The 19,354-nt window shown below is 56.3% G+C and carries 13 protein-coding genes and 1 tRNA gene; 2 read left to right on the forward strand and 12 right to left on the reverse strand.

The window, feature by feature from the left end; all coding sequences use genetic code 11:
- The first annotated feature begins 255 nt into the window (after window positions 1-255).
- Window positions 256-343 (forward strand) — tRNA-Ser (locus HFD87_RS09790).
- A gap of 170 nt (window positions 344-513) precedes the next feature.
- On the opposite strand, the gene phoH is transcribed toward HFD87_RS09790, so the two are convergent.
- The 5 genes from phoH to putP all read right to left on the reverse strand — a co-directional run bounded on the left by phoH (window position 514) and on the right by putP (window position 6,820).
- A complete protein-coding gene (gene phoH, locus HFD87_RS09795) occupies window positions 514-1,302 on the reverse strand; it encodes a phosphate starvation-inducible protein PhoH (RefSeq protein ID WP_010258505.1) in 789 nt (262 codons plus the stop codon).
- Window positions 1,303-1,873: 571 nt separating this feature from the next.
- The gene (gene efeB / locus HFD87_RS09800) at window positions 1,874-3,151 is read right to left on the reverse strand and encodes an iron uptake transporter deferrochelatase/peroxidase subunit (protein ID WP_167423310.1); all 1,278 of its coding nucleotides are present in this window, start codon (window positions 3,149-3,151) and stop codon (window positions 1,874-1,876) included.
- Between the two features lie 2 nt (window positions 3,152-3,153).
- Window positions 3,154-4,269 (reverse strand): iron uptake system protein EfeO, encoded by a 1,116-nt coding sequence (gene efeO / locus HFD87_RS09805; protein WP_033757969.1) that lies wholly within the window; start codon window positions 4,267-4,269, stop codon window positions 3,154-3,156.
- Window positions 4,270-4,321: 52 nt separating this feature from the next.
- On the reverse strand, window positions 4,322-5,146 hold the full coding sequence (efeU, locus tag HFD87_RS09810; RefSeq protein WP_010258496.1) for an iron uptake transporter permease EfeU: 825 nt from the start codon (window positions 5,144-5,146) through the stop codon (window positions 4,322-4,324).
- A 189-nt stretch (window positions 5,147-5,335) separates the two neighbouring features.
- A complete protein-coding gene (gene putP, locus HFD87_RS09815) occupies window positions 5,336-6,820 on the reverse strand; it encodes a sodium/proline symporter PutP (RefSeq protein WP_167423311.1) in 1,485 nt (494 codons plus the stop codon).
- A gap of 451 nt (window positions 6,821-7,271) precedes the next feature.
- On the opposite strand from putP, the gene putA reads away from it, so the two are divergent.
- Window positions 7,272-11,219 carry a trifunctional transcriptional regulator/proline dehydrogenase/L-glutamate gamma-semialdehyde dehydrogenase gene (gene putA / locus HFD87_RS09820; RefSeq protein WP_167423312.1) on the forward strand — a complete coding sequence of 1,316 codons (3,948 nt, stop codon included), beginning with the start codon at window positions 7,272-7,274 and terminating at the stop codon, window positions 11,217-11,219.
- Window positions 11,220-12,972: 1,753 nt separating this feature from the next.
- Here putA and HFD87_RS09825 read toward each other — a convergent pair.
- The 7 genes from HFD87_RS09825 to HFD87_RS09855 form a co-directional block, all read right to left on the reverse strand.
- Window positions 12,973-14,058 carry an acyltransferase family protein gene (locus HFD87_RS09825; RefSeq protein ID WP_010247569.1) on the reverse strand — a complete coding sequence of 362 codons (1,086 nt, stop codon included), beginning with the start codon at window positions 14,056-14,058 and terminating at the stop codon, window positions 12,973-12,975.
- 464 nt (window positions 14,059-14,522) lie between these two features.
- The gene (gene tcyN / locus HFD87_RS09830; protein ID WP_010247571.1) at window positions 14,523-15,275 is read right to left on the reverse strand and encodes an L-cystine ABC transporter ATP-binding protein TcyN; all 753 of its coding nucleotides are present in this window, start codon (window positions 15,273-15,275) and stop codon (window positions 14,523-14,525) included.
- On the reverse strand, window positions 15,272-15,940 hold the full coding sequence (gene tcyL, locus HFD87_RS09835) for a cystine ABC transporter permease (protein ID WP_003854540.1): 669 nt from the start codon (window positions 15,938-15,940) through the stop codon (window positions 15,272-15,274). Before tcyL ends, tcyN begins: the two co-directional genes overlap by 4 nt.
- Window positions 15,940-16,740 carry a cystine ABC transporter substrate-binding protein gene (tcyJ, locus tag HFD87_RS09840; protein ID WP_010247584.1) on the reverse strand — a complete coding sequence of 267 codons (801 nt, stop codon included), beginning with the start codon at window positions 16,738-16,740 and terminating at the stop codon, window positions 15,940-15,942. Before tcyJ ends, tcyL begins: the two co-directional genes overlap by 1 nt.
- 113 nt (window positions 16,741-16,853) lie before the next feature.
- Complete coding sequence (locus HFD87_RS09845) at window positions 16,854-17,840, reverse strand: D-cysteine desulfhydrase (RefSeq protein WP_022625488.1); 987 nt, start codon at window positions 17,838-17,840, stop codon at window positions 16,854-16,856.
- Between the two features lie 218 nt (window positions 17,841-18,058).
- Complete coding sequence (gene fliZ, locus HFD87_RS09850) at window positions 18,059-18,562, reverse strand: flagella biosynthesis regulatory protein FliZ (protein ID WP_010247591.1); 504 nt, start codon at window positions 18,560-18,562, stop codon at window positions 18,059-18,061.
- A gap of 50 nt (window positions 18,563-18,612) precedes the next feature.
- Window positions 18,613-19,335 carry an RNA polymerase sigma factor FliA gene (locus HFD87_RS09855; protein WP_003854529.1) on the reverse strand — a complete coding sequence of 241 codons (723 nt, stop codon included), beginning with the start codon at window positions 19,333-19,335 and terminating at the stop codon, window positions 18,613-18,615.
- Window positions 19,336-19,354: the final 19 nt, after the last annotated feature.

Below are 19,354 nucleotides of genomic sequence, written 5' to 3' on the forward strand. Positions count from 1 at the left end.
CAGTCGGGGCAGCGTCTGACCAGTAACGAGGGTGAGAACGCCGCCCCGGTTTATTTGCTGCTATAAAACTCACCTGACCGGGCTCATCAGTATGGCGGGATGTGGCCGGTAAAACGGCGGGTTTTATGCCGCAGTAAATCGATTCGTTCAGAGCTTAAGCGAATAGATCAAAAGAGAAAAATAGTGCTTGACCGTTTTCAACCGACTCCCTATAGTACCGCCCCGTTGACCCATCGCGGTCAGCGAAGTAAATCTGGTGAGGTGTCCGAGTGGCTGAAGGAGCACGCCTGGAAAGTGTGTATACGGCAACGTATCGAGGGTTCGAACCCCTCTCTCACCGCCATCTTCAAAGAAGAGCCTGAACTTTTGTTCAGGCTCTTTTTTTTGCATATTTCACTCTGAGAGAGCGTGATAACTCCCGCCGGGGAACGACCACGTGCGCAGCCGCTGCCCCACAATAAGAAAACCCGGCCGGAGCCGGGTTTGGGCGCTACACTTCTACTCAATCAAACGCTAGCTATACGCGTGCAGGGTGCGCTGACACAGCGCAGAACGCACACAATCTTCTTTGCCGAAGCGTACAATGCCAACCATCTCGTCCTCTTCGAAACGCGCCAGCGCGTCTGCGAGACCGGAAGGCACCCCAGCGGGCAAGTCGCACTGGGTAATATCGCCGTTAACAATGACCGTGACGTTTTCGCCCAGTCGGGTCAGGAACATTTTCATCTGCGCGGCGGTGACGTTCTGCGCCTCGTCCAGAATTACCACAGCATTTTCGAAGGTGCGACCACGCATATAGGCGAACGGTGCAATCTCTACCTTGGCAATTTCAGGACGCAGACAATATTGCATAAAGGATGCGCCAAGACGTTTAACCAGAATGTCATAAACCGGGCGGAAATAAGGCGCGAATTTCTCAGAAATATCGCCGGGAAGGAATCCCAGATCCTCATCCGCCTGCAGTACCGGGCGCGTAACGATAATCCTGTCGATATCCTTATTAATCAGGGCCTCAGCCGCTTTTGCGGCACTGATCCAGGTTTTACCGCACCCGGCTTCACCGGTTGCGAAGATCAGCTGTTTTCTCTCTATGGCGTTAAGATAGTGCGCCTGAGCTTCATTACGGGCTTCAATCGGCAACCGGTCACGCGTATCGCGCGCCATGCCAATGGCATCCAGTCCACTCATATGCACCAGCGAAGTGACCGACTCTTCTTCACGCTGACGATGACTTCTTGAGTCACTACGAAGCACTCTTCTTGCTTCACGACGCGCTTTGATCACTGCTTTCTGTCTTCCCATAGTGGCACCTTTCAGTTGGTTTCATTTCCTGCGTCAGGCCGGTGGCCCGTTGCGATAACGTGAACGCTTTAGAGGTTTCAGTTGGCTTCCTTTTGAGCCATGACAGGACAGGATAGTGGGTATGCAGCAGCGCAATAGCGTAGCTGAACACCGGATAAAACAGGATGCGATAAGACAAAAGAGATGGTTGAAGGAAGGAAGAAATAACGAGGCAGAATTGCCCTCGCGGTCAGGCGCAATCTATTTACTGACAGTGACTTTCCATTAAAGACTCGACCCATGCGCGAACTCCAGTGTGATACATCAACACATCCGATTACGCCTGTTTAATAAAGTGCACCATTTTGTTGGGCCTTTGCAATAGTAATTTTACCTGCTGGCAAAAGAATTGCTAATCACCTGTATGCATTTCTTTTAAGGCAAAATGTAAAAGCTTTTAATTACAGCGTATTACCTTATTTTATATACATCAAAAAACCGCTAAAACTCAGTTTAACCTCAGTCAGCAAAGCACGAAAACCGTAAAACGTGGGCGACCAGAACAGGGACGCCCACAGTGGTTGAATTTTAATCAGGCTTCCAGCAATGACTGCGCTAAATAATGGCTGGCGTCTGGTACACCGGGCAAAACAAAAAAGTAACCGCCGCCAAAAGGCCGGATATATTCTTCCAGCGCTTCGCCGTTGAGGCGCCGCTGCACCGTGAGAAAGCCGCGTTCCAGATCGTGCTGATAGCAGACGAACAGCAACCCCATCTCCAGCTGTCCCGATGCAGAGATTCCCGCAGAGTAACTGTAGCCGCGCCGCAGCATCAGGCTGCTTGCCGTCTCTGGCGTGCGGGGGTTGGCAAGACGGATGTGCGCATCCAGTGCAATCACCTCACCGTCCGGATCACGGGCGTAATCCGGAACGTCGCGCTCATGCTGCATCCCCAGCGGCGCGCCACTTAATTTCTCGCGACCAAAGATAGTCTGTTGCTCGCCCAGCGGCGTGCGATCCCACATTTCGACGTGAAAGCGGATTAACCGTACAGCCTGATAGCTGCCATTGCGCGCCCAGACCGGTTCGTCCTGATCGTCGGTCACCCACAGCAGCTGATTCATCAGAGCAGGGTTGTGGGTATCCGGATTGGCGGTGCCATCTTTGAAACCCAGCAGGTTGATCGGGGTCTCCTGCCCCTGACTGCGCGCAGCGTGATCGGAGATAAAGCCTTCGCGCCGCCAGCGTACGCCAAGCAGGTCAGGCGTATGCTTGATGATATCCCGCAGGGCATGAATCACCGTATCCTGGGTGTTGGCACAGAGCTGCAACAGTAGATCGCCATGACACTGACTGGCATCCAGCGAATCATTGGGAAAGCGAGTCATCGGCTGCAATTTTTTCGGTTTGTGCGGCGCCAGACCAAAGCGTTCATCAAACAGTGAATTGCCGACCGACACGGTAATCGTCAGATTATCAGGCGCGATAGTCGCCCCAAGAATGCCGGAATCCATTGGCGGCAACCGCGGATTGGTGACTACCGGTGCCGGACCGCCCGTGGTCAGAAAGGCAATACGCTGGGTCAGCAACCGGAACAGACGCACCAGCTCCGTTTTATCGCTGCTGAGCAGATCAAACGCCACCAGCATCATCGATGCCTGCTGTGGCGTCGTGATACCTGCCTGATGCTGACCATAAAACGGCTGCATCTGCTGTCGGGCCTGCGGCGTAACCGTCCCCGGCGAAAAGCTGTCGGCGGCGGCTGCATGGAACGGACAGCCGCCGCCCAGCGCTGCCGCGCCACCCAGCAGCCCCAGCCCTTTTAGTAACCGACGACGCGCAGGCTGCGCGTCATCTTCCTTGCGACTCATGATTAATCCAGACCCAGGGTGCCACGAAGTAATGAAAGATCTTCCGCCAGTGCGGTGATCGGTCCTTTCAGCGCGTTACGGTCGGCGCTGGTCAGTTTCTCATAGGATTCAAAACCGGTTTGGGTGCGGTACTTACTCAGGATCGCATCCACTTTTTTGAAGTTGGCGTCAACCTTGGCCAGCAACTGCGGATTGGCTTTGCTTACCATGGGTCGCAGCAGCTCAACGATTTTCTGCGCGCCATCAATGTTCGCCTGGAAGTCCCACAGGTCAGTCCGGCTGTAGCGATCTTCTTCACCGGAGATTTTGCTGGAAGCGACCTCTTCAATCAGGCCGGCTGCGCCGCCGACCACTTTGGCTGGCGGGAAGGCCAGTTCGCTGATGCGCACCTGCAAATCTTTCACATCTTTATTCAGCTGCTCAGCGTAGTCCGCCATGCCTTTCGTGCTGTTATCAGCAAACAGCGCTTTCTCCAGACGGTGGAAACCGGTGAACTTAGGATCGGCCGCTTTTTTCTCATAGTCATCTTCACGGGCGTCAATGCTGCCGTCGAGATCGGAGAAGAGCTCAGCAATCGGCTCAATGCGCTCATAATACTGACGGGTCGGAGCAAACAGCGCTTTGGCTTTTTCAACGTCACCCGCTTTAACGGCGTCAGTAAAGGCCTGGGTGTTGCTCACCAGCTGTTTCACCTGATCGGTCACATAGGCTTTGTATTCGGTGATCGGGCCTTCCAGCTGCATACGTGCTGAGGTGGCACTTTTTGCCGCACCCTCACCGGCTTGCACAATCAGCTTGCCTTTTGGATTGCTCAGCAGCCCACAGGTCATCTCATATTCGCCCGCCTCCAGATTGGCGGTCAGTTTCTGACTGAAGCCCGGCGCGATATTCTCACGCTCTTCAACCACCATCACGCCTTTGAGGATCTCCCACTCCAGCGCTTTCTGGCTGTTGTTTTTAATCAGGAACTGGGTCTTACCGGCCTTGACCGTTAAGCTCATCGGCTCGCACTGCTTGTCGGTGACGCTTACGGTAACCTGAGGAACCGCCGCGGCCGCCGTTGCGGAGATTGCCAGCAGAGGAAGCAGCAGTGCCTTGCGGCGGAAACGCATTGTCATCTCTCTTTCCCTATCATGTTGCAGGCGTAAGATGCGCCCGTTAAATGTCAAATTACACAGTGGCCGACGCAGCAGAACGCGCAGGCATAAAGAACAGAATCAGCGCCGGGATCAGGTAGGCAAAGTAAACGGTCACTTCACTGACGCTTGGGGACTCCTGATAACCCAGCACCCCTTCCAGCAGGGTGCCGAACAGCGAATGGGTCGATAAGGTATTGCTGAGATCGAAGGCGACATCCTGAAAGCGATTCCATAAACCCGCTTCGTGGAAGGCGCGGATGGCGCCCGCTGCCAGACCCGCGGCGACAAACAGGATGAATACGCTGGTCCAGCGGAAGAAATGGGCCATGTTAAGACGGATACCGCCCCAGTAGAGCAGCATGCCCAGCACGACCGCGGTTGCCAGACCCAGCACTGCGCCAATCGGCGGCGCATAACCGACATCCTGGGTAAACGCCGCCAGCAGGAAGAACACCGACTCCAGCCCTTCGCGCGCCACGGCAAGAAACACCATCAGCACCAGTGCCAGACCGCCACGACCTGAGCGTTGCAGCGCCTGATCGACCGCCTGTTCAAGCTCGACCCTGATGTTGCGGGCGACTTTGCGCATCCAGAAAACCATTGAGGTGAGGATCACCACCGCAATCAGCGCCACGATGCCCTCAAACAGCTCCTGCTCTTTCTGCGGGAACTCACCGGTGGTGGCATTGATGAACAGACCCAGGCCCAGACAGAGCCCGGCGGCAATAAACACGCCAGCCCACATCGCGGGAAACCATTGGGTGCGCTGGGTGCGTTTGAGATAGCTGGCTATCAGGCTGACTATCAGCGCGGCTTCAAGCCCTTCGCGCAGCATGATGAGAAAAGGAACAAACATCGCCAACCTCTTGAATGTTAAGCAGCGTCAATAAACAGTAAAATAAGGTAAAGTGTAAACGATACCGATTATCATTATCGCTGAGAAAAAAACAAGTTGCCGGTGGAGATAATTTCATCTTTGAGTGGTTTATCTTTGTAACAAAAAAGCCCGCCCCTTTCGGGACGGGCCAGGCGATTAACGCCTCGCTTATTTTGTCTGGAACTCCGCCTCTGCAGCGGCAAAGCGCTGCTGCGCTTCTGCTGATGGCTCACGGCCTATCAGCGTGAACACTACAATGGCGATGCTGGCGAAAATGAAGCCCGGGATGATTTCATACAGTCCCAGCCAGCCGTACTGTTTCCACACCAGCACGGTCAGCGCACCGACGATCATGCCCGCCAGCGCACCGTTGCGGTTCATCCGCTTCCAGCAGACACCAAACAGTACTACCGGACCAAACGCCGCCCCGAAGCCCGCCCAGGCGTAGCTCACCAGGCCCAGCACGCGGTTTTCCGGGTTAGCCGCCAGCGCGATCGCGATCAGCGCCACCAGCAGCACCATCAGACGCCCTACCCATACCAGCTCTTTCTGACTGGCATTTTTACGCAGGAGGCCTTTGTAGAGATCTTCGGTCAGGGCGCTGGAGCAGACCAGCAGCTGACAGCTCAGCGTTGACATCACGGCTGCCAGGATCGCTGACAGCAGAATACCGGCAATCCATGGGTTGAACAGGATACGCGCCAGCTCGATAAAGACCCGCTCCGCATTGGCGTTAACGCCAACCGCCAGCGTCGGGTTGTTCTGGAACCAGGCGATACCGAAGAAGCCCACCGCCACGGCACCGGCCAGACAAAGCACCATCCAGGTCATACCGATACGGCGAGCGGTACGGATTGAACGATGCGAATCTGCCGCCATAAAGCGCGCCAGAATATGGGGCTGCCCGAAGTAGCCCAGGCCCCAGCCGAGCAGGGAGATTACCGCGACAAAGTTCAGTCCCTTCAGCATGTCGAGGTTTTCCAGGCTCTTCGCTTCAATCACCGCCAGCGAATCAGACCAGCCGCCGACCGCGATAATCACAAACACCGGCGTCAGAATCAGCGCAAAAAACATCAGGCTCGCCTGAACGGTATCGGTCCAGCTCACCGCCAGGAAACCACCCACCAGCGTATAGAGAATGGTCGCCGCTGCGCCCGCCCACAGAGCGGTCTGGTAACTCATACCAAAGGTGCTTTCAAACAGACGCGCACCGGCCACCACGCCCGAGGCGCAATAGATGGTAAAGAACACCAGGATGACAATGGCGGAGATCACGCGCAGGATTTTACTGTGATCTTCAAAACGGCTGGTGAAGAAGTCCGGCAGCGTCAGCGCGTTGTTGTGATGCTCGGTCTGAACCCGCAGACGTCCTGCCACAATTTTCCAGTTGAGCCAGGCACCAATAATCAGGCCAATCGCAATCCAGCTTTCAGAGATACCGGAGATGAAGATCGCACCCGGTAAGCCCATCAGCAGCCAGCCGCTCATATCGGATGCACCGGCAGAGAGTGCCGTAACCACGCTACCCAGACTGCGGCCACCGAGGATATAATCATCAAAGTTTTTGGTTGAGCGATAAGCCACAAACCCGATTAATACCATCCCAAGAATATAAACCAAAAAGGTCACCAGCAAAGGTGTACTTACACTCATCTGTCTCTCCACTTATTATTTGATATCCCAGAGAAATCGCCAGCTACCCGCCTGCCGGAACGGGGCAAAGCGGGCCGATTTTCTTCGTCAGGGCGTCACTCATTTCCCAGCGGCGCGGTATCCTGCCGGAAAGGCGTTGTGCGCACAATGGATTTAACACAGGCGTTACAGTGATTTCACTAACCGTTTGTGAAAACGTGCTCATAGGTTGCACTCGCTCACAGTTATCCGGTTGCACCATCGCATTACCTGCCTGAAACCCGCTTTTCATCGGGTCTGCCAGACTGGCGAGGATCTTGCAGCAATATCCGTGCCGCATTGCGGGATTTAACAATCGTCGACGTTAAAAGGGTGTTAACTGGCTCACATTTAACACGGTTGCACAAAGTTGCAACTTAAGTGATAGTGCAGCCAACGCCGTATCGAACCACTATCAAGGAGCTCTGGAGTCATGGCTACAACTACCATGGGTGTAAAACTGGATGACGCGACACGCGAGCGCATCAAACTGGCTGCGCAGCGCATCGATCGCACGCCACACTGGCTGATTAAACAGGCGATCTTTAACTACCTGGGCCAGCTGGAAACCGGCGATACCGTGCCTGAGATCCCGCTTTCTGCCCAGGCGGCCGCGGAGTCCGACGACACCCAGCCAGAGGAGACGCACCAGCCGTTCCTTGATTTTGCAGAGCAGATTTTACCTCAGTCAGTGACCCGTTCAGCGGTGACCGCCGCATGGCGTCGTCCGGAGACTGATGCGGTGCCAATGATGCTGGAACAGGCACGTTTACCGGCGGCGCTGGCAGAGAAAACCCATCAGCTGGCTTACCAGCTTGCCGACAAGCTGCGGCACCAGAAAGGGGCAACCGGACGCGCGGGCATGGTGCAGAGCCTGCTGCAGGAGTTCTCACTCTCCTCCCATGAAGGTGTGGCGCTGATGTGTCTGGCTGAAGCGCTACTGCGTATTCCCGACAAGCCAACGCGCGATGCGCTGATCCGCGACAAGATCAGCAACGGCAACTGGCAGTCACATCTGGGACGCAGCCCGTCACTGTTTGTCAACGCGGCGACCTGGGGCCTGCTGTTCACCGGCCGGCTGGTCTCGACCCACAACGAGTCGAATCTCTCAAGCTCGCTTAACCGCATTATTGGTAAAGGTGGCGAACCGCTGATCCGCAAAGGCGTGGATATGGCGATGCGTCTGATGGGCGAGCAGTTCGTTACCGGTGAAACCATTGCCGAAGCGCTGGCTAACGCCCGCAAGCTGGAAGAGAAAGGCTTCCGCTACTCCTATGACATGCTGGGCGAAGCGGCCCTGACGGCAGGCGATGCCAAAGCCTATCTGCTCTCTTATCAGCAGGCGATCCATGCCATTGGTAAAGCGTCGAATGGTCGCGGCATCTATGAAGGTCCCGGCATCTCTATCAAGCTCTCAGCACTGCATCCCCGCTACAGCCGTGCGCAGTATGAGCGCGTGATGGAAGAGCTCTACCCTATTCTGAAATCGCTGACGCTGCTGGCCCGCTCCTATGACATCGGCATCAACATCGATGCAGAAGAGGCGGACCGGCTGGAACTGTCGCTGGATTTACTGGAGAAACTCTGTTTCGAGCCAGAGCTGGAAGGCTGGAACGGCATCGGTTTTGTGATTCAGGCCTACATGAAACGCTGTCCGTTTGTGATTGATGAGCTGATCGACCTGGCGCAGCGCAGCCGCCGTCGCCTGATGATTCGTCTGGTGAAAGGCGCGTACTGGGACAGCGAAATCAAGCGCGCCCAGATGGAAGGCCTGGAAGGCTATCCGGTCTACACCCGCAAGGTTTACACCGATATCTCTTACCTGGCCTGCGCCCGCAAACTACTGGCCGTGCCAAGCCTGATCTATCCGCAGTTCGCTACCCATAATGCCCACACCCTGGCGGCGATTTATCAGCTGGCGGGCAACAACTACTATCCCGGTCAGTATGAGTTCCAGTGCCTGCACGGCATGGGCGAACCGCTCTATGAGCAGGTGGTCGGCAAAGTGGCGGACGGCAAACTTAACCGCCCCTGCCGTATCTATGCGCCGGTCGGTACCCATGAAACCCTGCTGGCCTATCTGGTGCGCCGCCTGTTAGAAAACGGGGCCAACACCTCCTTTGTTAACCGCATTGCTGACACCTCGCTGCCGATTGATGAACTGGTGGCCGATCCGGTGAGCGCGGTGGAGAAGCTGGGTACCAGCGAAGGTGCCATTGGTCTGCCGCATCCGAAAATCCCCCTGCCGCGCGATCTGTATGGCGATAACCGCGTCAACTCTGCGGGTCTGGATATGGCCAACGAACACCGTCTTGCCTCACTCTCCAGCGCCCTGCTGAGCAGCGCCGCACAGCCCTGCCTGGCCGAGCCGATGATCGACGGTGAAGCGGGTGCCGGCGAGTTGCGCGACATTCTGAACCCGGCAGCGCCTGGCGACCGCGTAGGTCAGGTCCGTGAAGCCACAGAGCAGGAAGTTTCTGTGGCGCTGGATGCCGCGGTGAACAGCGGGCCGATCTGGTTTGCCACACCGCCGCAGGAGCGTGCCGCCATTCTGGAACGCGCCGCACAGATCATGGAAGGCCAAATGCAGCAGCTGCTCGGCATCCTGGTGCGTGAAGCGGGCAAAACCTACAACAACGCCATCGCGGAAGTGCGCGAAGCGGTTGATTTCCTCTATTACTACGCCGGAATGGTGCGTGACGATTTCGACAACGAAACCCATCGTCCGCTGGGCCCGGTGGTCTGCATCAGTCCATGGAACTTCCCGTTGGCGATCTTTACCGGTCAGATTGCGGCTGCACTGGCAGCGGGCAACAGCGTGCTGGCCAAACCGGCCGAGCAGACACCGCTGATTGCCGCACAGGCGGTTCAGATCCTGCTGGATGCGGGTGTGCCGCCAGGCGTGCTGCAACTGCTGCCTGGCCAGGGTGAAACCGTTGGTGCACAGCTGACCGGTGACGTTCGGGTGCGTGGCGTGATGTTTACCGGTTCTACTGCGGTGGCGACACTGCTGCAGCGTAATCTGGCGGGTCGTCTTGACCAGCACGGTCGTCCTGTGCCGCTGATTGCTGAGACCGGCGGCATGAATGCGATGATCGTTGACTCTTCCGCGCTGACTGAGCAGGTGGTGATCGATATCGTCGCCTCTGCCTTCGACAGTGCCGGACAGCGCTGTTCTGCCCTGCGCCTGCTCTGCATTCAGGAAGATGTCGCCGACCATACCCTGAAGATGCTGCGCGGCGCGATGGCGGAGTGCCGCATGGGCAATCCGGAACGCTTTTCGACCGACATCGGCCCGGTCATTGATGCCGAAGCGAAAGCCAATATCGATCGCCATATTCAGGCGATGCGTAATAAAGGCTTCACGGTCTATCAGGCGGTGCAGGAAAACCCGCAGGACAGCAAAGAGTGGAATAGCGGTACCTTTGTTAAACCGACACTGATTGAGCTGAGCCAGGTCAGCGATCTGGATAAAGAGATTTTTGGCCCGGTGCTGCACGTGGTGCGTTTCACCCGCAATAACCTGCCGCAGCTGGTTGAGCAGATCAATGCGTCCGGCTATGGCCTGACGCTGGGCGTACATACCCGCATCGACGAAACGATTGCACAGGTTACGGCGAACGCCCGAGTCGGCAATCTCTACGTCAACCGCAATATGGTGGGCGCGGTGGTCGGCGTACAGCCGTTTGGTGGCGAGGGCTTATCCGGTACCGGTCCGAAAGCCGGCGGTCCGCTCTATCTTTACCGCTTGCTGGCGCATCGTCCGGATAGTGCGCTGCGTCTGACTTTTGATCGTCAGGATGCAGAACGCCCGGCGGACAGCACGCTGCGTCAGTCACTGCTGGCCCCGCATCTGGCACTTAGCAACTGGGCTAAGGATAAGCCTGAACTGGCTGAACTCTGCCAGCACTATGGCGATCTGGCGCAGGCGGGCGTGGTCCGTCTGCTGCCTGGCCCGACAGGCGAGCGCAATACCTTCTCACTGTTGCCGCGTGATCAGGTGCTCTGTCTGGCTGATAACGAGCAGGATGCGTTAATCCAGCTGGCCGCGGTGACCAGCGTCGGCAGTAAAGCACTGTGGCAGGATGATGAGCTGCATCGCACCCTGCTGGCCTCGCTGCCGGATGCAGTTAAAGCTCGCATCACGCTGGCGCGTGACCCGTTAGCGGCAGAGTTTGATGCGGTGATCTATCACGGTGATGCCGATCAGCTGCGTACCCTGTGTGAACAGATTGCCGCACGTGAAGGTGCGATTGTGTCGGTGCAGGGCTTTGCCCGCGGCGAGACCAATCTGCTGCTGGAGCGTCTGCTGATTGAGCGTTCGCTGAGTGTGAATACCGCTGCGGCAGGCGGTAATGCGAGCCTGATGACCATAGGGTAAGGGGCGTTCGCGAGATTGTTCACTGCGCGAACGGGCTGAGGTGCGGTGCTGAAGCTGGCGTTGTTCGCTGCGCGAACGGGCTGAGGTCCGGAGCTGGAGCTGGAGTTGTTCGCTGCGCGAACGGGCTGAGGTCCGGAGCTGGAGCTGGAGTTGTTCGCTGCGCGAACGGGCTATGAGAAGGTTTCGTTCGCCTGGTAAGCCAGGCAGTTTCAGATTCGCCTCTGCAGGCGACCGACAAGGGGGCGCCAGTCGCCGCGCCCCCTTGACCCCGGGCTCCGGCCTGCTTCACCGCCGCTTCGCGGTTCCTTCGCCTCTTCAGGATTTCTCACGGACCAGCGGGACGCGCCATCCCTGGCGCGAACCCGCCTCTTCGCGACATCCCTGTCGCTCGTCCTGAAATCCCTCATCCGCTCAGCGGTTCTGACGGCCTCCCCACCCCCTCGCTGTTATCTTTTCTTTTTATGTTGGGTTCGCTGTCGCTGTGAGTTTGGAAATTGCCTCTGACTTTCGGCTCAGCAGACCGAATGTTATTCCACCCGCCCGCTGTTATCTCTGCTTTTGATGTTGAGTGCTTTATCGCTGTAATTTTTTGGGATTGCCTCTGAATTTTTGCTCAGCAGACCGAATGTTATTCAACCCACCCGCTGTTATCTCTGCTTTTTATGTTGAGTGCTTTATCGCTGTAATTTTTTGGGATTGCCTCTGAATTTTTGCTCAGCAGACCGAATGTTATTCAACCCACCCGCTGTTATCTCTGCTTTTTATGTTGAGTGCTTTATCGCTGTGGTTTTTTGGGATTGCCTCTGACTTTCGGCTCAGCACATAGAATGGCATTCAACCCTACACGCTGCTATCTCATTTTCAGGTCACTAAGAGTGTTGCGGTAAGCTTCCGGAATTGAGACTGGCTTTCGGGTCACCAGACAACGCTGCACTAAAGAAAACACAAAGAAATCACCGGCAGGGGTTTGCCAGAGGCGTCCGCAGCGCTGAGGAACAACCGGAGGCCAGGATGAGCCGACAGGACGTCGGCGAAAGGACGGTACGAGCCAGGGATGGCGAGTCCGGACGGTCCGTCGGCCGCAGGGCGTGACGAGGGCACCCCGCTACGCGGGGCGCGCAGGCAGCCGGACGCCGGGATTGTTAAGGGGCGGGCGTCCGCCCCTTGACGCGTCCGCCTGCACAGGCAACCTGAAACTCCCCATCGCCTGGCGGGCGTAACCCTCTCAGCGCTAACGCGCGGCTAAGTGAACTAAGACGCCCCATCGCCTTGCAGGCGAAACCGCTCAGTGCAAGCCCGCTACAAAGCGAAACCTTATGAATCTTTTCCCGCTTTCAGCGGCCGGAGCCCAGCCAGTCCGGGTGACAAACCCACCGGCAGGGGGTTTCCCAGTGGCGTCCGCAGCGCTGAGGAACAACCGGAGGCCAGGATGAGCCGACAGGACGTCGGCGAAAGGACGGCACGAGCCAGGGATGGCGAGTCCGGACGGTCCGTCGGCCGCAGGGCGTGACGAAGGCACCCCGCACAGCGGGGCGCGCAGGCAGCCGGACGCCGGGATTGTTAAGGGGCGGGCGTCCGCCCCTTGACGCGTCCGCCTGCTCGGGCAACCTGAAACTCCTCATCGCTTGGCGGGCGAAACCCGCTCAGTGCTAACGCGCGGCTAAGTGACATGAAACTCCCCATCGCCTGGCGGGCGAAACCCGCTCAGTGCAAGCCCGCTGCAAAGCGTAACTTCCCCGCTGCTAAGCGTAACTTACCCACCGCTCGCGCCGCCAGGCGCCCTTTTCATTAACGTCGGGAACACAAACAGCGACTGCCCGACTCCGCGATTGGTCAGCGACCAGATGGCCACTGAACAGAGCGAGCAAAGTCCCACGATGGCCACCGGATAGAAACAGGCCCAGAGAAACGAAAACCACGCCTGCTCGAACAGATGATGCCGCTGCGCGAACAGAATCGCAGACATGCCAAAAAACTCGATAAAAATACGGTGGATGACGTAAATCTGCAGCGTATTGCGGCCAACCCAGTTGAGATAGCGCATGCTGAAGTGCTGATTCAGCCAACGACAGGCCGCGATACTGAATAACACCGCCAGTACACACAGGAACAGACTCTTATCCAGACCGAATAGAACATGAATCCCGGCGGCTGCCGCCAGTAGCGCCCAGGGCATCAGATTCTCACGCCGCCATTCACTCAGGCGCAGCATCGTCTGGCTCCAGAATGCCCCTAACAGGAAGAACACAAAATATTGGGCCAGGCTCTGTGGTCCCCAGAACGGGATCACTTTTTCTGCCGCCAGATAATTCAGCAGGATCGCCACCGCCACCAGGGCCAGCTTATATTGACGGAAAACTTTGGCACAGAGGAAATAGAGTCCCAGCCCATACAGATACCACGAGGTACTCATGGCCATAAAGGTCAGCTTGAGAAACTCGAATAGTGAACCCGCATAGGCGGCATTAAGATTCTGCGAAATCCGCTGGCCGGTAATTTCAGTGGAGATACCGATAATTGACCACCACTGAATAAACCCCCACAGAATATAGAGATAAAAAAGATTGGTGATGCGACTGGTAAATACCTGCTTCCATGGCCGGTTCAGAATGCCATTGGTCGCCAGTAATCCCGAGACAAAGAAGAAGGCGGGCATACGCAGCGGCGACAGTACCGTATTAAACTGTATCCATATTTCGGCGGGGATCCATCCGGCAGAGAGATATTTCATCGTCCCTTCAAAGCCGGGTAAAACTGTGTGGTACAGGACCACCAGTAATATGCAGGCGCCCTTCAGGGTATCTACCCACAATATCTGATCTGACTTAGTCTGGTTCATTCAATGACTCCTGCTGTGTAGGTCAGAATGCTGGAAAGTAAAAGCGAGGAAATCAGTATTGCTTTTATGATTATCCGGCAATTATTCGCCATTGAACCGGTGATGAATGTAGCGAAACTCTTAAAAGCCGCTGAGTGGCCCTGTTACCACAGTTATTTACTCAGCAGAACGTTTCCTTACACTTATTAATATCGACGCAACACACTAATTAGCAGTGCCGCAGCCTGTTTAAAGGATAATGTTGCTTCATAATTCAGAAAATATAATTAAGAGAAAGTGGCAACGGGAAAAGCCAATATATCCCCGATGAAAAGAAAAGATTTGTCAGATGTGCCAAAAGGTTTAACAGCAGCAGAATTATTTATGATACTGCGCCTGTTAATAACGTGACCATAGCCATTTGCAGCTTAAAAGATGAGGGTTTTAAACAGGTTAAAACTGCCTTCCTGGGAAGGCAGTGTGGATTACTGATTCAGAAATTTATCAAGGAACTGACGGGTGCGCGGCTGCTGAGGGTTACTGAACAACGCTTTCGCTTCGCCCTGCTCCACAATCCGCCCCTGATCCATAAAAATGGCGCGGTCAGCCACATCGCGGGCAAAGCTCATCTCATGCGTGACGATGACCATGGTGCGTTTCTCTTCGGCCAGCGCGCGAATGGTGCTGAGCACCTCGCCCACCAGCTCCGGATCCAGTGCCGAGGTCGGTTCATCAAACAGGATCACTTCCGGCCGCATCGCCAGCGCACGCGCAATCGCAACGCGCTGTTGCTGCCCGCCCGACAGACGGCGCGGATAGCTCTCTTCTTTGCCGTGCAGCCCGACCTTCTCCAGCAGCGTGCGGGCGCGGGCTACCGCATCCGCTTTCGCTTCGCCTTTGACGATCACCGGCCCTTCAATAATGTTCTCCATCACCGAACGATGCGGAAACAGATTGAAGTTCTGGAAGACAAACCCGACCTGCTGACGCAGACGACGCACCTGCTCTTTCTGCTTACTCTGTGCCAGCGCTGCATCAACGGTAATCTCTCCGACCCGGATGGTGCCGCTATCCGGCACTTCCAGCAGATTGATACTGCGCAGCAGCGTGGTTTTACCTGATCCGCTGGGGCCGATAATGGCCACCACTTCACCGGCGGCCACATCAAGGTCGATGTCGTGCAGCACCGTCTGGCCGTTAAAAGACTTCACCAGCTTTCTGACTTCGATGGCGCTCATTTCGACTCCGAATCCTGACGATTAACATGCTGTTCCAGCCGGTTCTGCAACGCAGATAACACCGTTGCCATCACCCAGTAGATCAGCGAGGCTGCCAGATACATGGTAAAGACTTCCAGCGTGCGTGAGGTGATCAACTGCGCCTGACGGAACAGCTCCGGTACCTGAATGGTCGCCGCCAGCGAGGTATCTTTCACCAGGCTGATAAAGCTGTTGCCCAGCGGGGGCAGCGCGGTGCGAGCTGCCTGGGGCAGGATCACCCGGCGCAGGGTTTGCCAGCGCGTCATGCCGATACTTGCCGCCGCTTCCCACTGCCCGCGCTCAATCGATGAAATCGCGCCGCGCAGTGACTCTGAGGCATAGGCTGCGGTATTCAGGGAAAGACCAATCATCGCGGAGGGGATCGGATCCAGTTCAATGCCAAACTGCGGCAGGCCGTAATAGATCATAAACAGCTGGGCGATCAGCGGCGTGCCACGAAAGATCGAGACATAGATCCGCGCCAGCCAGCGAACCGGCCAGAAGCGCGACAGACGCATCAGCGCCAGAATAAAGCCCAGCAGCAGGCCAAAGAACATGCCGCCGATGCTGAGCTGCAGCGTAAACAGCGCGCCTTTTAATAAAAAAGGTGCTGAATCCAGCACCAGTTGAAGACTTTCCTGCATTATTTCGTCACGTCCGCGCCAAACCATTTCTGAGACAGCTTGCTCAGCGAGCCATCTTTCTGCATGTCAGCAATGGCCTGGTCGATCGCTTTCAGCAGGTCGTCGTTGCCTTTACGTACCGCCACGCCCGATTCCTGACGGGAGAACGCATCACCCGCGACCGCCATGGTATCGCCCGTTTTCTTCACCAGATCCAGCGCGGCCAGACGGTCAACCAGAATGGCATTCAGACGGCCAGAACGCAGATCCTGATATTTCGTCGGGTCATCATCATAGGTACGGATGTCCACGCCCTTCACATTCTCACGCAGCCACTGCTCGTAGTTGGTGCCCAGACCGACGCCCACTTTTTTACCGGCCAGGTCAGCAGGTTTGGTGATGGTGTTCGCATTGGCTTTCATGGTCAGCGCCTGAATGCCGGAGACCGTGTATGGCGTGGAGAAGTCATACTTCTTCTTACGCTCATCAGAGATGGTGACCTGGTTAATGACCACATCGATGCGCTTCGCGTCGAGTGAGGCCAGCATGCCGTCCCACTTGGTCGGTTTCAGGCTCGCCTTGACGCCCATGTGCTGTGCCAGCTGTTCCGCGAATTCCACTTCAAAGCCGGTCAGCTTGCCCTTTTCATCCTGGAAGCTGAATGGCGGATAGGTGCCTTCCAGACCCACCAGCAGCGTGCCGCGCTCTTTAATTTTGTTCAGCAGATTTTCCGCTGCAAAGGTTTTAACGTTGACGCCAGCAATCAGCGCCACGGCCATGACGCCCATCATCATCTGACGACCTGCACGAGAAAAGGACATATTCACCCCATTATTGACAGTATTGTGTGTGTGTTCTTATAAGGGCAGCACGGCTTGTCGCTGCCAGTCCAGTAGGATAACCCACGGAGTATAAACTGTTTTATTCGCTTGTCTCAGACCGAAGGATGATAAGCAAATAACGCCGGTGCGCCACCCGTATGAATAAACAGCAACGGACCTTCACGGCGGAAACGATTCTGGCTGACGCCGTCCAGCAGTCCGGCCATCGCCTTGCCGGTGTAGACCGGGTCCAGCAGGATCCCTTCCAGCCGCGCCAGCAGTTTCACCGCAGCCATGCCTTCATCATTGGGTTCGCCGTAGCGTGGCGCAAAGTAGTCATCCCACAGGGTAATCGGTGCCTTAGCCTGCACTTCCAGCGTCTCCGCCAGCGACTGACGCAGCCGCTCCACCAGCGGCAACTGCGCCTCAACCTGGCGTGAAACGGTGACGCCCACCAGCTCGGTCTCCGGCAGCAGATGCTCCAGACCCACCGCCAGTCCGGCATGGGTACCAGCACTGCCCGAGGCCACGACCACGGCGGCGAAATCGACCACACCCTCGCTCTGATGAGCAATCTCCTGCGCGCACTCTACATAGCCTAGTGCACCCAGCGCATTTGAGCCGCCGACCGGCACGATGTAAGGACGATAACCCTGGGCTTCCAGACGCGTGGCCTGTTCAGCCAGCTGTTCCGCAGGGTTATTCAGCGCATCCACCATAACCACTTCAGCGTCCATCAGATCCAGCAACAGTCGGTTGCCGTTGCTCAGGTAGTTTTCTGCGTGGGTGCCAATCGGGTTTTCCAGCAATGCCACGCACTTCAGGCCAAGCCGGGCCGCGACTGCCGCCGTCTGACGCACATGATTGGACTGGATAGCGCCCGCGGTCAGCAGCACATCGGCGCCTTCACGCAGCGCGTCCGCCGCCAGAAATTCCAGCTTGCGCAGCTTATTGCCGCCCATCGCCACCGGCGTGAAATCATCGCGTTTGATGAAAATATCGCGGCCCAGATAGTCAGAGAGCCGAGGCAGATGTTCTAACGGCGTGGGTGCACCCAGCAGTTCAAGACGTGGGAATTGGTGTAACAGATGTAAAGACAATGCTGCCTCCGTTCGGGCATTCAATTTATCCTTACAGTGTTGCAGAAGATGCGAAAAGGATCACCCTGATTCAGGTGTCAGCAGATGCGGTGAGACAGATGTGTAGTGAAAGTTGCAGGAGAAAGAAGCGCCGTGCTCCCCCTTCCCTTCTACCCGGCTGGCGGGCAAAAGGGGAACGTGCCGCAGGCACGCGGGGGAGCAATCGGTGCAGATCAGGGTTAACCCTGCTGCCAGCCTAAGAACTGATCGTACTTGCGCAGCGCGATGCGGTAATTGTTATTACCGGCATCGGGCAGATCGCTTTCCAGACACTGATGCCAGCTATTTCCCTGAAGCCTGTCGGCCGGGAAATTTCTGGCTTTCAGCATCTCATCCAGACGACGCAGCCGCACCACATATTCACGAATTGTGCTGGGGCTCATCTCTGTCTGTTCAAACAGATACTGTTTAAACGCCATTATGTCGAAGTAATTAGGATGGGTATTACAAAAAATATCACTGCAAAAACGACAAAGCGCGGTCAGTTCGGGCTGAAGTTTCAGCCACAGCTGCTCATCAATCATCTGGTCCATCCGAGCGATGGCCTCTTTATTGATGATCTGGCCACGAAAAACGAGCGCCATTCGATCTAATACCTTGCCACAGTGTGAACAGTTGCTCTGGCTGTGTTTATAGTCTTTAAGATAACGACTTAACGGTCTGGCCTTGGTCTTGGCTCCCATTACTGAGTCCCCGGTTTTTTATAATTTTGAATCGCCAGGAACTGATACTGCTAGCGCGCTCCCGCAAGTCGGGCACGCAGGCGTTTAATCGCCTGACTGTGCAGCTGGCTGACACGGGATTCACCCACATCAAGCACCGCCCCAATCTCTTTCAGGTTCAGTTCTTCCTGGTAGTACAGTGTCAGCACCATCTTTTCACGATCGGGTAACGCTTCGATCGCTTCAATGACGCGCTCACGCAGACTCCCTTCAAGCAACTGATGAAGCGGATTAGCCTCTTCATGGCCTTCCGTCACCAGCTCCGCGCTGTCGCCGTGCTCTTCCCGATACTCGTCGTAGGAGAAAAGTTGACTGTTGTTGGTGTCCAGCAGGATCTGCCGGTACTCCTCCATGGAAACATTCAGCTGCTGCGCCACTTCCTGCTCAGAGGCAGAACGCCCCAGCGACTGTTCCACTCTGTGCATTGCTCCGGCCACCTCGCGTGCATTACGACGCACACTGCGCGGTGCCCAGTCCCGACTACGAAGCTCGTCGAGCATGGCGCCACGAATACGCTGCACGGCATAGGTGGTAAAGGCTGTACCCTGGAGCGCGTCATAACGCTCTACGGCATTTAACAGCCCTATCCCACCCGCCTGCAGCAAGTCGTCAAGCTCAACACTGGCCGGCAGGCGAACCTGCAGACGCAACGCTTCATGGCGCACCAGCGGCACGTAGCGCTGCCAGAGCGAATGCTTGTCCATCACGCCTTCGGCGGTATAGAAATCGTTCACGTTGACTACCCTGCGTTAA

The sequence above is a fragment of the Pantoea sp. EKM21T genome, from assembly GCF_011800405.1.
GTDB classification, from domain to species: Bacteria; Pseudomonadota; Gammaproteobacteria; order Enterobacterales; family Enterobacteriaceae; genus Pantoea; species Pantoea agglomerans.